The organism is Azospirillum sp. UFLA03-27, from assembly GCF_059803775.1.
In genome coordinates this window covers 1-14,171 of the sequence record NZ_JAUQTX010000184.1, presented here as the reverse complement: position 1 = coordinate 14,171, position 14,171 = coordinate 1, and the positions used below count along the sequence as shown (strand labels likewise).

The following is a 14,171-nucleotide window of genomic DNA, read 5'->3' as shown; positions in this document are numbered from 1 at the left end:
GCGTATAATCGTCGGCAGCGTCAGATGTGTATAAGAGACAGCGCCTGGGCGTCGTCGGGAAAGCCCAGTGCCAGCGCCGCAAGATAGACGGCGGCCAGCCCGCGTTCGGCCTTGGCGCCCTGGCGGATCAGGTCGTCGGCCTGGACGAACAGGGTCTGCAGCGTGGCGTTCGCGCCGAACAGGCGGCTGGAGATCACGGCGTCGGCGGGCCGCGTCTGGGCCAGCGCGCGGTCGGCCAGCATGGCCATGGCGAAGACCGCCTTGACCACCGTGCCATGCGCGCCCGGCCCTTGCGAGACGGCGGCGCCGCTCATCCCATGGAGCGTCGCGGTCAGACGGTCGGCGACCGATCCCGCCGGAGCCTGCGCGTCGGCGCAGCCGGCGAGCAGATCCTCCTGGAAGGCGCGGAACAGGGCCAGCGTGCCGGCGGTTTTGGCGCCGGCGGGCGCCATCTTCGGCGCCGCAGCGGGATGGGCCGGGGCGAGTTGGGCGGTCACGGCGTTCCCTCCGTCAGCGGAGCCACGGTGAAGGTCTCCCGTCCCAGCCGTACGTTCAGGGCGCCGGCACCGTCCAGCGTCTGCCGGTGGGCGCCGGGCACGCCGTACCGCGCGTAGACGAGGGTTTGGGTCGGGGGGGTGGCGAAGGGCGGCAGGCTGTGCAGGAGCACGCTCTGGCCCGGCACCATTTCCCAGGAGGCGATGGCGATGCGGTTGCCGGCCTCGGCACTCAGCGCCTCGCGGTTGCGGAACCAAGCGGCGGCGTCGAGCCCGGCCAGTCGTCCGGCCAGCGCCGGGTCGGCCACCCGCACCACGTCGACCGCGACCGGGCGGCGCCCGTTGGCGTCGGGCTCGGCGACGATGCGCAGCACGGGGGCGTCGGCGCGCCCCGCATTAGGCGTGGGCGCACCGGCGGCGCAGCCCGCGAGCGTCAGGGAGAGGATGATCGCGAGGCGCTTCATGTCAGCCACCGCTGCCGGGCGCCGACTGGCCGGCACAGACGTAGCCCGCCGGGGTATGGCGGTACCAGTTGCCGGTCGCCTCGGCGCAGGGGGCGAGCACGCGGTCGTTGCGCTGCGGCTGCGCCACCGCCGGAGCCGGAGCGGTTTCCACCGCGCGGGCACCGGCGGGACGGTTGGTCACGACGAAGCCGTCCTCGTCCTCCTCCACGATCATCACGTAGCGGGCGCGCTTGGCGGGGTAGCGGATGCCGACGTCGTAGTCGCCGTCGGCCACCTTCTCCAGGATCGCGCCGGGGCGGTCGCTGCCGAGCGGCGCGCAGCCCGTCCCGGCGAGCAGGACCAGCAGCAGCGCCGTCGTGGCGATCAGGGTTCGCATCATCGGGGTGTTCCTGCTCATGCCGGAATCGCCCGGCGCTGGGCGTTGGTGGCGACCGCTGCGGGGCCGGCGGCCTCCATCAGGTCGGGCGGGGTCGGCTCGATGCCGGCCTCGGCCAGCGTCCGGTAGACCGACCGCCAGACCAGTTCCGGAACGACGAAGCTGGCGTCGTAGTCCTCGACCCAGAAGAACAGGTTGTACTTGCACAGCCACTGGCCGTTGACGCCGCGGATGCCGTCGTAGCGGACGAAGGCCGGGCCGCCGGTGGCGCTGGGCAGCACCTTGTCGGCGTTCTGCAGGGCGGTGGTCAGCAGGCCGCCCATCCGGCCGGGGTCGTGGCGGGCGTCGGCGTAGTATTCCAGCTTCATCGACACCCGCTCGACCGCGCTGAAATTGACGACGGTCGCCTCCGACACCTTGGCGTTGGGCATGGCGACGATGAAGCCGGCGACGTTGCGGATGCGCACCGTGCGCCACGTCATGTCGACCACGACGCCGCGCACCAGATCGGTGATCTGGATGCTGTCGCCGATCTGGAACGGCCGCTCGATGTTCAGCACGATGCCGGAGAAGACGTTGGCGATATTGGCCTGGATGGCGAGGCCGATGACCATGCCGACGAGTCCGGAGGCGGCGAGCAGGCTGGTGATCGGCTGCTTCAGCACGAAGGCGATGATGCCGCAGCCGGCGAAGCCGAAGACGATCAGGGTCGAGAAGCGGCGGACGATGCCGGGGATCTTGCGCTGGGTGCGGATCTCCAGCGGGGTCCAGACGAAGCGCTCCAGCGTGCGGTCGACCAGGATGGCCGGCACGATCCACCACAGCACGTTGACGCCGTTCACCACCATGGCGATCCCGCTCGGCGGCAGCGTCGCCACCGCCTGGTCCAGCACGATGTTGCCGGCGGACATCAGCAGCAGCGGCCAGGACAGGATGCGCATGAACAGCGTCTGGATCTTCCAGAACTGGCCGCGGTCGCGGCGGTCCATGGCGGCGGCGAAGACCGCCAGGACGGCGCTGAAGATGGCGATGTAGACGAAGAAGTCGCGGTGGATGAAGTCGCGCGCCGCCGGGGAGTCCGGTGCCGCGACCACGCCGAAGTCGACGCGCGAGAAGTCCGGCTGCGGGCGGCCGAAACCGACATAGTTCGGATCGCCCTCGCTGCCGACCGAGGCGACGTCCTGCGAGATCCAGGCGCGCGACAGGCGCCAGCCGGGCGACGGCGCCAGCACCCGCTTGGCGCGGAGCTGGTCGAGCAGGGTGGAGCTTTCGCTCTCGCCCTCCAGCGCGCGGCGGAAGCGGTCGGCGAGGCCGGGATCGGCGGCGGACGCGGTCTCCGCGGCGGCCATCGCCTTCAGCTTCTCCACGAAGTCGTTGGTGTCGACCAGCGACATGCCGAGCACGTCGGTGACGAACATCACCGTGTTCCGGTTCTGCGTCCGGTGGCGGAAGCTGACGCCGACCGTCTGGCTGCCGTAGGGCGGGCGCTGGTCGAAGACGTTCAGGGCGAAGCGCCCCTCGATCCGGTAGGCGACGTAGGTGGTGACCTCGCCGCGCTCCTCGCGGTAGGGCTTGCCCAGCTCGACCGGCTTGACCGCGTTGGTGAAGACGACGTCCGCCGGGTTGAAGGCGCCGCGGTAGCGGAACCAGATCGTCAGGTTCAGCGTCGCCTCGTTGGCGTCCGGGTTCAGGTCGCGGATTTCATGGAGCTGGATGCCGGTGTAGATGACGTCCGTCTTGTACATGAAGCGGTCGTTGACGTAGAGCGCCCGGCCCTTGGTGACCTCCTCCAGGAAGTTGGAGACTCCGGCCTCGCGGATCGGCTGGAGCTGGGTCAGCGCCGCCACCGGGTTCAGGCCGTTGTAGGAGGCCATCATCACCGGCAGGGTGGCTTGGCCGCGGTTGTCGAAGGTCCAGGTGCCGACCGTGCCCTGGAAGGCGGTCTCGGCGCGGTCGTGGTCGGCGATGGCGCGACGCAGCGCTTCGCCGTCTGGCTTGCCGGTGGCCGTGTTGGTCTTGGCGATGGCGCCGGCGATGAGGTCCACGCCGTCGGCGCCCAGCGCCGCCGCCCAGTCGGGCACCGCGTTGAAGCGCTTCACATACTGGCCGTAGAAGCGCTGCGCCCGCTCGTTCGCCGTGTCGAACAGCACGGGCGACGACACCAGCAGGCCGTGGCCGTAGGCCTCCGGGGTCAGCGCCTTGGGATTGGCCTGCGCCTGGGAGACGATCTCGGTGCGGAAGGCCGACGAGGCCATCTCCGAGCTGCCGGCGATCAGGTTGCGCACCCCGGCGTCGCGCAGCGCCACCACCACCCGCGCGCTGTCCACCGCCGACCCGATGACGACGACGGCGCCGGTCGGCATCTTCTCCTTCACCGCCTGGGCCAGCGCCGGCAGCGCGGAGGCACCGCCGCGGCCCGGCGCGAAGGTCCACTGGCCGACCAGCTTGGTGCCGAAGCGCTGAAGGATCGCGTCGAACTGGCTGGCCTGCGATGCGGCCTGCTCGCTGTCCTCGCGCACGATGGCGACGGTCGGCTCACCCACCACGTTGCGCACGTAGTTGGCGAGGAAGCGCGTCTCGTGCGTGCGGTCCAGCGTGATGCTGAACAGCCAGGGGCTGGGGGCGGCGTCCGCCGGACGGACCAGCGGGCGCGGGGCGATCAGCGGGATCTGCCGCTGGGCGTAGATCGCGGTCGCGCTGTCGGTGGCGTCCGGCGTGTGGCCGATCACCGCGAGAACGGACGGGTCGTTGGAGACGCGCCGGGCGATCTCCAGCGACTTGCCCTTGTCGCCCTCGTCGTCGAAGGGCTTGACCACCACGGGACGGCCGGCGATGCCGCCCGCCGCGTTGATGGTGTCGGCGCGCAGCGCCGCCCCCTTGCGCAGCGCCAGCCCCAGTGCCGCGTCCGGCCCGCTGAGCGGCCCGACGACGGCGATGGTCAGCGGCTCGCGCGCGCTGTCGCCGAGGAAGCCGGCACGGACGACCAGGGAGACCAGCACGGTGACGAGCATCGCCGCCGCCAGAATCAGCGCGAAGCGCGCCTTCTTGGTCAGATGCGACCAGCGCAGCGGCGGCCGGGAGCGGGGCTGGAGCGAGCTCAGCATGGGGTGGGCCTCGGGCGGTCCGTGTCGGGGTGGCATAGAGCGAGGGGGATGTAGCTCTCTCCCCTCTGGGGAGAGGGTGGCCCGGAGGGCCGGTGAGGGGGTTGTGCGTGGCGGTGCGTCCGGCACAAGCGCAACCCCCTCACCCCAACCCTCTCCCCAGAGGGGAGAGGGGGAAAGGCAATTGGTCCGGCCATCCTCATTGTTCCTGCATCGCGTGCTGGAGGCCGTTGAGGACCGGCGAGAACACGTAATCGAGGATCGTGCGCCGCCCGGTCAGGATGCTGCAGGTCACGCGCACGCCGGGAAACAGCTCGTAGGTCTTGCCGCCGTAGTCGAAACGGGTCACCGGCAGCTCGACGCGGACCTTGTAGTAGGACTGCTTGTTGGCGTCGAGCAGCGTGTCGGGGCTGATCGTCCGCACCCGCCCTTCGATGTGGCCGAAGCGCGAGGCGTCGCCGCCGGCCAGCGTCACCACCACCGGCTGGTCAGGGCGGACATAACCGATGTCCTGCACCGGCAGGCGGGCGTCCACCACCAGCTTGCCGTCGCGCGGCACCAGCTCCACCACCGTCTCGCCGGCCTTGACCACGGCGCCCTTGGTGGAGACGGCCAGCGTCTTCACGATGCCGTCCATAGGTGCCCGCAGGCTGCTGCGGTCCAGGCTGTCCTGGTAGCGGGTCAGACGTTGCGACAGCTCGTCGTGGTTGCGGCGGGCCTCGTCGAGGGCGTTGCGGCTCTCTTCCTCGTATTTGCGGCCGATCCACACCAGCTTGCTGCGCGCCTCGGCCAGCGCCGCCTCGGCCTGGGCCAGCGTGGCGCGGTCCTCGGCGATGGCGCTGCTAACGCGGGCGTCGTCGCGCAGCAGCTCCAAATGCTTCATGCGGTTGGTGATCTCGCGCTTCAGCAGGGTCTCGCTGATGGAGAGCTGCTCGCGGATCAGCCCCTGCGCCACCTGGGAACCGCCGATGCGCGCCCGCACGGCGGCCGCCTGCTGCTCGCGCTGGGCGATGTCCTGGCGCTGGATGTCGAGGTCGGAGGCCAGCCGGTCGCGGCGGGCGCGGAACAGGTCGCGGGTCTGCGCCACCAGATCGGGCCGCTCGCGCAGCAGCCGCTCGGGGAAGGCGATGGCCTCGCGGCGCCCGACCTCGGCTTCCAGCCGCGCGGTGTCGGCGGACAGCGAGCCGAGGCGCAGCTTCAGCTCCTCCAGGTCGGCGCGGATCTTGGTCTGGTCCAGCTCGACCAGCGCTTGGCCGGCGGTGACCGAATCGCCTTCCTGCACCAGGATGTCGCGGACGATGCCGCCCTCGAAATGCTGGACCGACTGGTTGTAGGACAGCGGCACCACGTCGCCGGGAGCGCTGCTGGAGACGTTCAGCTCGGCGATGGCCGCCCAGCCGAGTGCGGCGAGGAAGGCGGCGATGCTGACCGCGAACAGGCCGTCGCCGAAGCGGCTTTCCGTCTCATCGGTGGCGGTGACGGCGCCGGCCAGGGTGACCGGTGCCGTTGCGGCGGGTCCGGTGGCGGCGGGCTTGCGGGTCAGCAGGGGAAGCGGCTTCATGGCGTCACCAGCCCCGCCGGCTCGCGGACGACAGCCGCGCCGTTCGGTTGGTCGAGGTCGAGCACCAGCGAGGCGCCCTGGAGGATGCGCGGGTCGTGGGAGGCGATGATCACCGTGTGGCCGCTCCGCGCCAGTTCGATCAGTGTGCGGTAGACGGTGGCGGTGCCGTCCGAGTCCAGCCCGTCGGTCGGCTCGTCCAGCAGGATCAGCCGCCCGCCGACCGCCAAGGCGCGGGCCAGCGCCAGCCGGCGGCGGTGGCCGGTCGGCAGCTCGTGGCCGAAGTTGCGCAGCGGCGTGTCGAGCCCCTGGGCGCAGTCGGCCACCGTGCGGTCGGCCCCGGCGCGGTGCAGGACGGCGTGAAGCTCCGTCTCCGACAGGCGCGGGTTGGCGAGCAGCAGGTTCTCGCGGATCGTCCGGTTGAGGAACACCGGCTCCTGCGGCAGCAGCCCGATCTGCTGGCGCCACCAGGAGGGGGCGAATTTGCGGATGTCCACCCCATCGGCCAGCACCGCGCCCTCCTGCGGGTCGGCCAGACCGGCGATCAGGCGGATCAGCGTCGATTTGCCCGAGCCGTTGCGGCCCTTCAGCACCAGGATGTTGCCGGCGGGCACCGACAGGCTGAGGCGGCGCAGCAGCGGCGTGACGCCGCCCGGCGGGGTGAAGGTCAGGTCGCGCAGCTCCAGCGTGCCGGCGTAGCGGGGCAGGCTGGTGCCGCCGGTCGGCTCGACGGCGGTGCGGGCGAACTGCTCCAGCCGGACCTGCGCCTGCCGGGCCATCGCCAGGGACTCTCCGATCTGGGCCAGCCGGGTGAAGGGGGCCAGCGCGCGGCCGACCAGCAGGTTGATGCCGATCAGCGAGCCGACGTCCAGCTCGCCGCGCACCACCAGAACGGCACCGGTGGCGATCACCGCCACGCCCTGGAGCGCCTGGAGGCTCTGCGCCGCCGACTGGGCGCGGCCCTGGCGCATCGACATGCGCTCGCGGACCACGCGCAGGGCCTTGGCGGCGCGCTGCCAGTCGCCGAGGAGCGGCTTGGCGCCACCGAACAGGGCGACCGCGTCACGCCCGACGATGGCGGTGGTGACCAGCCCCTGGGCGTCGGCGCCGGCCTGGGCAAGGTCGCGCCCGACCGCGCGCATGTCTGCCTGTGCGAGCAGCCCGGCGGCGATGGCCAGCAGCGTGAAGACGAGGCAGATCGCCGCCAGCGGCCAGGAGATCAGCGCCACCACCAGGATGAAGCCGAGCGCGAAGGGCAGGTCGAACAGAGTCGCGAGGTTGGCGGAGCCGAGCGCGGAGTCGATCTGCTCCGGCGCCCGCAGCGCCTCGCGCCGCGCCGCGTCGCCCTCCGCCGATCCGGCGCCGCTGCGCGCGGTCATCAGAATGCCGAAAGCCCCGGTGGTCAGACGCTCGTGCTCGGCCCTTCCGATGCGCCCGGCGATTCCCAGCCGGACGTGGCGGAACAGATGCTCGAAGGCGATGGACAGCACGACGCCGACGGTCAGCGCCGCCAGCGTCGAATCGACGCCGTGCGTCACGTAGCGGTTCAGCACCAGCATCGTGTAGAAGGACGAGGCCAGCCCGAGCAGGTTCGCCGCCAGCGACGCCGCGAAGACGCGGGCGGTCAGCCGCAGGTTGGCGCGCAGCCGCAGCACCAGCAGACCGATGGCGCCGCCGCTCATCGCTGGTCTCCCGTTCCGCGCCGGCCAAGGTCCCGGAAGGCGCCGCGGCCCATCGGGGCCAGCTTCGGCATCGGCTTGGTCTGGATGTCGGTGGCGTTCAGCCGGCCCATGGCGGCGAGCAGCCGGTAGCCGGCCAGCACCAGCTCCGTCTCCGCCGCCGCGGCGTCGCTGCGCGCGTTGATCAGCGTCGTCTCGCCCGACAGGATGTCGATCAGCGACCGGGTGCCCAGCTCGCGCTCCGACCGCGCCACGTCGAGGAAGCCGGCGGCGAGGCTCGCCTGATCGTTCAACAGCTGCACCTGGGCGCGGGCGCTTTCCAGCCGGTTCCAGCTGTTGCGGACGGTCTCAAGCACCGTGCGCTCCTGGTCGGCCCAGCTGGCGTCGGCGGCCCGCAGGTCGGCCTCGGCCAGCCGGATGCTGTTGAGCGCGGTCAGGCCGGTGTTCAGCGAGAAGGTGACCTGGAGCTTGAACAGCAGCTCGTTCTGGCGCCCGGGCTGGCCGGCGATATCGCGCTTGATGTTGTGTTCCACGAAACCGTCGATCCGCGGGTAGAGCGTGCGGCCGCGCACCGAGGTCACCGCCTCCTGCGCCGCCGCGGTGGTCAGGGCCAATTCCTGAAGGCGCGGGTTGTGACGGCGCGCCTCCTCCACCGCCGCGTCCATCGAGACGGGCAGGCTGGCGCGGGTCATCGCCAGGACCTGGGCGTTGCTGACCTGGAAGGGAACATGGCCGAAGAAGGCCTGGAAGCGGCTCTGCGCGTTCTGCGTCCCCTCCTCCGCCGCGACGCGGCGCGCCTGGGCGCCGGCCAGCTGGCTCTTGGCCTGGAGGACGTCGGTGGAGAAGCCGAAGCCCTCCTGAAGCCGCACCTCCTCCAGCCCGGTCTGGCGACGGATGTTGTCCTCGGACTGGCGCGCGAAGGCGAGGAGCTGGTGGGCGCGGACGAGGCTGGCGTAGGCGGTGAGGCCCTCCACCAGCAGCTCCTGCCGGGTGCGCTCCACCGCGATGTCGGCCCGGACCAGCGTCACCTGGGCGCGCCGGATGTCGGCGTTGGTCGCGTCGAAGTCCCAGATCAGCTGCGTCGCCCGCGCCGAAAACTGGGACGCGTTCATGTCCGTGTTGGGCAGGCCGGCCGGCTTGGTCGTGCTCTCGCGCCCGCCGTTGGCCGACAGGCTCAGCGTCGGGAACCAGCCGCCATGGCTGACCCGCAGGGCGTTGCGCGCGCCGTCGGCGGCGGCCTCCGCCCCGCGCAGGCGGTCGTGGCTCTCCGTCGCCTTGCCGATCAGCGCCACCACTTCGTCGCGCGGAGCCGCAACCGAGGGTTGTGGATCTCCGGTCAGGAGCGGAAGCGCAACCGTGGCGATAAGACAAAACTTGTGCATGAGGGTCCTGGAGATCGCCGCATGTCTAGGCTCTTCGGCCTACAGCGATCATGATCTTAGTCGAGAACTCTCATACTCATTTAGGACAAAACAGTATCCAAATACCTAAAAATGCGTCGAATTCTGTCAGTCGCTCATGAATTTTCTGCGACCGGCACAATCGTCGATGCATGGGTTGTGGTGTGGTGTGTGTCCGCGGTGTGAAGCGCCATCGCCCAGTCCCCTGCGTGTGCATCCAGCCCGTTCTGCACAACCGGAACGTTGTCCGGCAGACCCAGCCCGGAGGAGAGCAGCGCCGCGTAGTCGAACCGCCCGTGGTCGGCCTGAATCGATGGCGGCGCGGCGAGCGGCTGGCTGTGCAGCTGCGCCGCGACGGTGGCCTGCGCGTCGAAGGCGACGCCGGCCACCAGGCGGCTGCTGCCGTCGGCCATGGTCATGCTGGTGGTGCCGAGGATGTGGTTGCCGGCCAGCGTCGTCTCGGTCGGGGTGGCCGTGGTGGCAATGGACAGGATCCCGGCCTCGGCCAGTGTGCGCAGCTCGCCCGGCTGGCTCACCCCGTCGCCGTCGGCGTCCTGCCAGACCTGGAGCGTGGCGAAGCTCTCGTCCGCGGCGTCCAACAGCCCGTCGTGGTTGCTGTCGAGCGAGGCGAGCGCCTCCAGGCTGCTGTTGAAGCCTTTTCCGAAATGCTCCGACACCAGCTCGCGCCCGTCGTCGATCTGCCCGTTTTGGTTGTCGTCGCGCACCAGAAGGGCGTTGCCCTTGCCGACCCAGCCGGTCCGATCGGCCACGCCGTCGCCGCTGACGTCGAACAGGACGCCGTCGGTCAGCGCCCGCAGGGCCAGCCCGTCGCCGGCCATGTCCAGCACGATGGGGTCGCTGGCGACGGTGGTCAGCTTGATGTTGTCGACGCGCAGGATCGGGTTGACGCTGTTGTCGCTGGTGTCGGAGGTGCCGAAGCCCAGCGACAGGGTGCTGTTGGCCGCGATCACCACGCTGAATTTCCCGCTGGCGCTCGCGTCCTTGGCGAGCAGCGTCACCACGCCGTTGACGCTGACGAAGGCGAAGTCGTGATAGCCGGGGTCGGAGAAGATGAAGGTCCAGTCGAAGGTCAGCGTCGTGTCCTTCGTCACCGTGACGGTGGTGGCCAGCTTCATCGCGTTGCCGAAGGATGGAATGGTCCCGGTCGCCGTGGCGATGGAGCCGTGGGCAAGGCCAAGGAAGTCCTCAAGCTGCGTCGGCGTCCGGCCGCCCGCGGAGGTCAGGGTGCCCTCATGCCCGTCGCCGGTGGCGCCCACCGTGGCGCCGGCGGTGTAGCTCCAGCCGGTCAGCCCCTTGTCGAAGGTGCCGTTGAAGATCAGCACGCCGGGATGCAGGGTGACGGTGTCCGTCGCGGCGGAGAAGGCGCTGCCGTCGCCGAGGGTGACGGCGGTCTTGGAGCCGGCGCTGCCGGTGGTCTGGTCCCAGGCGCGGATGGTCAGGGCGCCGTTGACGGTGGCCGGCACCGCGGCGTTGGGCTGGAAGTAGAGCCGGTCGGTGGCGCGCAGCAGAAGGGCGGAATCGCTGTCGTTGACCGCGCCGACGAGGCTCCAGGTCGCGCCGTTGTCGGTGGAGAACCACCAGCGGCCATAGCTCTCGTTGGTGCCGGTCAGGGCGATGCCGACGACAGCCCCGGCGTCCGTGTCGGTGACGTTGGCGGGGCCGCTGCCGTTCAGCCCGACCAGCTTGGACACCGCGAAGCCGACCGTGCCCGCTGTGGGGGCGGCCAGGGCCTCCGCCGCCACGGCCACGTCGAGGTTGGTGTCGATCAGGACGGGGGAGGCGTTCGGCGGCGCCACGGTGACGCCGATGGTCGCGGTGGCGGTCAGCGGCCCGCCGGCCCCGCCGTTGCCCAGGTCGTTCACGACGATCCGGATGGCGTCGGCCCCGCTGTAGGCGCTTGCCGTGTAGACGAGCCCGTTGGCGGCGCCGAGCAGCCCGTTGATGGTGGCGAGCGTCGCGCGGATGGTGACGCTGTCCGTTCCGTTGCCGGTGATGACGGCGTCCCACCCGGCGTCGGCCAGGGTCAGCGTGCCGTGGCCGGCGGTCAGCGTGACCAGCATCGGCAGCGCGCCGGCGTCGACGTCGGACACCGACAGACCGGTGACCGCCACCGCCACGCCCTTCATCGTCGCCAGCGCCGTCGTGCCGGCGGTGATCTGCGGCGCGTCGTTGACGGGGGTGACGGTTCCGGCCAGGGCGATGGTGTCGGCGCTGTAGACGGTGCTGCCGCCGACGCCGGCCGTCAGGTCGACGCGGCCGCCGGTGACGACGGGGGCGCCGCCGTCCTCGATCAGCCGGACGGTCAGGGCGGGCGTGGTGCCGTTCCAGTCGGCGGCGGGAAGGAAGCGCAGCATCGCGTTGGCGGCGATGACCAGCGCCGCCCCCTCCGCCACCGCGCCCACGGTGATCCAGGCGGAGCCGGACCAGTATTGCCAGGCGCCCTGCGCGGCGGTCGCCGCGTTGCCGACGATGGCGACGCCGGCGAAGCCGTTGGCGGCGGACCCGCCGCTCACCGCGTCCGCCGGGTCGGAGAACAGATGACCGAACAGGGCGGTGACGGTGGTTCCCGCGGGGTTGGCGGTGTCCTCGGCGATGGTCGGCAAAGTGGCCGTCGTGCCCGTCGCCACCGGGGCGTCGTTGACGGAGGTGATGGTTCCGGTCAGGGCGATGGTCCCGGCGCTGTAGCGGCTGTCGCCGCCGACGCTCGTCGCGTCGATCCGCTCGCCGCTGGCGATCGGGCCTTGCGACGTGTCGACCAGCCGGACGGTCAGGGCCGGGGTGGTGCCGTTCCAGTTGGCGGCGGGAACGAAGCGCAGCGCGGTGTTGGCGGAGAGCAGCAGGCCGCTGCCGCCGCTGACCGCGCCGATGTCGGCCCAGGCCGTTCCGGTCCAGTACTGCCACGCCCCCTGCGCCGCGGCGGCGTTGCCGACCACCACCACGCCGGCCAGCGTGTCGGCGGCCGACCCGCCGCTCACCGCGTCGGAGGCGTCGGAGAACAGGGGACCGAACAGGCTGGAGACGGTGGCACCCGCCGGGTTGGCGGCGTCCTCCGCGATGGTCGGCAGGGTGGCCGCCGTGCCGGTGGCGACGGGGGCGTCGTTGACCGCGCCGACCGTGGTGGTCAGGGCGACGGTGCCGGCGCTGTAGCGGCTGTCGCCGCCCACGCTCGTCAGGACGGCCCGCCCGCCGCTGGTCACGACCCCTTGCGAATCGTCGATCAGCCGGACGGTCAAAGCCGGGGTGGTGCCGTTCCAGTTGGCGGCGGGAACGAAGCGCAGCATCGCGCTGGCGGCCAGCAGCAGGGCGTTGCCGTCCGAGGCCGCCCCCACGGCGGCCCAGCCCGTGCCGGTCCAATATTGCCACACGCCTTGCGTGGTCGCCGCGTTGCCGACGATGGCGATCCCAGCGAAACCGTTGGCGGCTGACCCGCCGCTCAGGGTGTCCGCCGCGTCGGAGAACAGGTGGGCGAACAGGCTGGAGACCGTGGCGCCGGACGGGTTGGCGGTGTCTTCCGCGATCGCTGGTAGGGTAGCAGTCGCTCCGGTGACGACCGGCGCGTCGTTGACCGGGGTGACGGTTCCGGTCAGCGCGATGGTTCCCGCGCTGTAGATGGTGCTGCCGCCGACGCCACCGGTCAGGTCGACGCGGTTGCCGGTGATCAGCGGCGCGCCGCCGTCCTCGACCAACCGGACGGTCAGGGCGGGCGTGGTGCCGTTCCAGTTGGCGGCGGGAACGAAGCGCAGCGCCGTGTCGGCGGCCAGCAAAAGCCCGTTGGCGTCGCTCGCCGTGCCGATGCCGGCCCAGGCGGTGCCCGTCCAATACTGCCACGTTCCTTGCGCCACGGTGGAGGCGTTGCCGACCACCACCACGCCAGCGAAGCCATTGGCCGCCGCTCCGCCGCTCACCGCGTCGGCGGCGTCGGAGAACAGGTGACCGAACAAGGCGGAGATGGTGGCGCCCGCCGGGTTGGCGGTGTCCTCCGCGATGGTCGGCAGGGTGGCCGCCGTGCCCGTTGCCACGGGAGCATCGTTGACCGCGCTGACCGCTGTATCAAGCGCGATGGTCCCGGCGCTGTAGCGGCTGTCGCCGCCGGCACCCGTCACATCCGCCCGTTCGCCGCTGGTGACCGGCCCTTGCGAATCGTCGATCAGGCGAACCGTCAGGCTCGGCGGCACGCCGTTCCAGTCGGCGGCGGGAACGAAGCGCAGCTTGGCGTCGGCGGCCAGCAGCAGGGCGTTGCCGTCCGACACCGTTCCCACGGCGGCCCAGGCGGTGCCGGTCCAATACTGCCATTGCCCCTGGGCGGCGGTCGCCGCGTTGCCGACCACCGCCACCCCGGCGAAGCCGTTGCCGGTGGAGCCGAACACCGCGTCGGTGGGGTCGGAGAACAGTCCGCCGAACAGCGACGCGACGCCGGCGCCCGCCGGGTCGGCGCTGTCTTCGGTGATGGGGGCCAGGACCGCTTGTGCGCCGGTCGCCACCGGGGCGCCGTTCACCGGGGTCACCTCCAGCGCAAGCAGGGCGACGTCCTCCGACAGCGGGGTGGTGCCGCCGACGCCGGTCAGCGTGAACAGCCGGTGCCCGGCGCCGCTGAAGCCCTCGGCCCATTCGCTGTTCACCGCCCGCAGCCCGAGCGACGGTGCGGTGCCGTTCCAGTTGGCGGCCGGCAGGAAGCGCAGCAGGGCGCTGTCCGGAAGCACGAGGGCCGAGCCGTCGCCGACCGTGCCCACCGCCAGCCACACGCTGCCGTCCACGCTGTACTGCCAGACGCCGAACGGGGAGTCCGGGTTCGCCACCACGGCGACGCCGATCACGCGGCTGCCGGCCTCGCCGGGCCGGAACATCGCCTCGATCAGGTGGAAGACGGCGAAGCCGGCCGGGGCCGCGGTGCCCTCGGCGATCGCCAGGGCTTTCGCGAAGGCCGTCGCGTCGAAGCCGGCCGAGAGGGTGGGGGCCGCCACCGGCGGCACCGTCGCGGGCAGAGTGGCGGCGGCCGCCTCGATGGCGCGGGCCACCTGCTGCTGGATTTGCGCGGCGACGGCGAAGGGGTCGCTGGTCAGCGCCCTGTCTCTTATACA

General features: G+C 71.6%; 8 protein-coding genes. All 8 read right to left on the bottom strand.

Annotation, left to right across the window (positions count from 1 at the left end):
- Positions 1-20: 20 nt before the first annotated feature.
- Positions 21-497 carry a hypothetical protein gene (locus tag Q4I23_RS23095; protein WP_498527769.1) on the bottom strand — a complete coding sequence of 159 codons (477 nt, stop codon included), beginning with the start codon at positions 495-497 and terminating at the stop codon, positions 21-23.
- Positions 494-958, bottom strand: a complete 465-nt coding sequence (locus Q4I23_RS23090) for a hypothetical protein (RefSeq protein WP_498527768.1) — start codon at positions 956-958, stop codon at positions 494-496. Before Q4I23_RS23090 ends, Q4I23_RS23095 begins: the two co-directional genes overlap by 4 nt.
- Before the next feature lies 1 nt (position 959).
- Positions 960-1,355 (bottom strand): hypothetical protein, encoded by a 396-nt coding sequence (locus tag Q4I23_RS23085; protein WP_498527767.1) that lies wholly within the window; start codon positions 1,353-1,355, stop codon positions 960-962.
- The gene (locus tag Q4I23_RS23080) at positions 1,352-4,438 is read right to left on the bottom strand and encodes an ABC transporter substrate-binding protein (RefSeq protein WP_498527766.1); all 3,087 of its coding nucleotides are present in this window, start codon (positions 4,436-4,438) and stop codon (positions 1,352-1,354) included. Before Q4I23_RS23080 ends, Q4I23_RS23085 begins: the two co-directional genes overlap by 4 nt.
- Before the next feature lie 196 nt (positions 4,439-4,634).
- Positions 4,635-5,996, bottom strand: a complete 1,362-nt coding sequence (locus tag Q4I23_RS23075) for an HlyD family type I secretion periplasmic adaptor subunit (protein ID WP_498527765.1) — start codon at positions 5,994-5,996, stop codon at positions 4,635-4,637.
- The gene (locus Q4I23_RS23070) at positions 5,993-7,675 is read right to left on the bottom strand and encodes an ATP-binding cassette domain-containing protein (RefSeq protein ID WP_498527764.1); all 1,683 of its coding nucleotides are present in this window, start codon (positions 7,673-7,675) and stop codon (positions 5,993-5,995) included. Before Q4I23_RS23070 ends, Q4I23_RS23075 begins: the two co-directional genes overlap by 4 nt.
- Positions 7,672-8,964, bottom strand: a complete 1,293-nt coding sequence (locus tag Q4I23_RS23065; protein WP_498527763.1) for a TolC family protein — start codon at positions 8,962-8,964, stop codon at positions 7,672-7,674. Before Q4I23_RS23065 ends, Q4I23_RS23070 begins: the two co-directional genes overlap by 4 nt.
- A gap of 224 nt (positions 8,965-9,188) precedes the next feature.
- On the bottom strand, positions 9,189-14,171 hold a 4,983-nt coding region (locus Q4I23_RS23060; protein ID WP_498527762.1), incomplete at its 5' end, for a beta strand repeat-containing protein.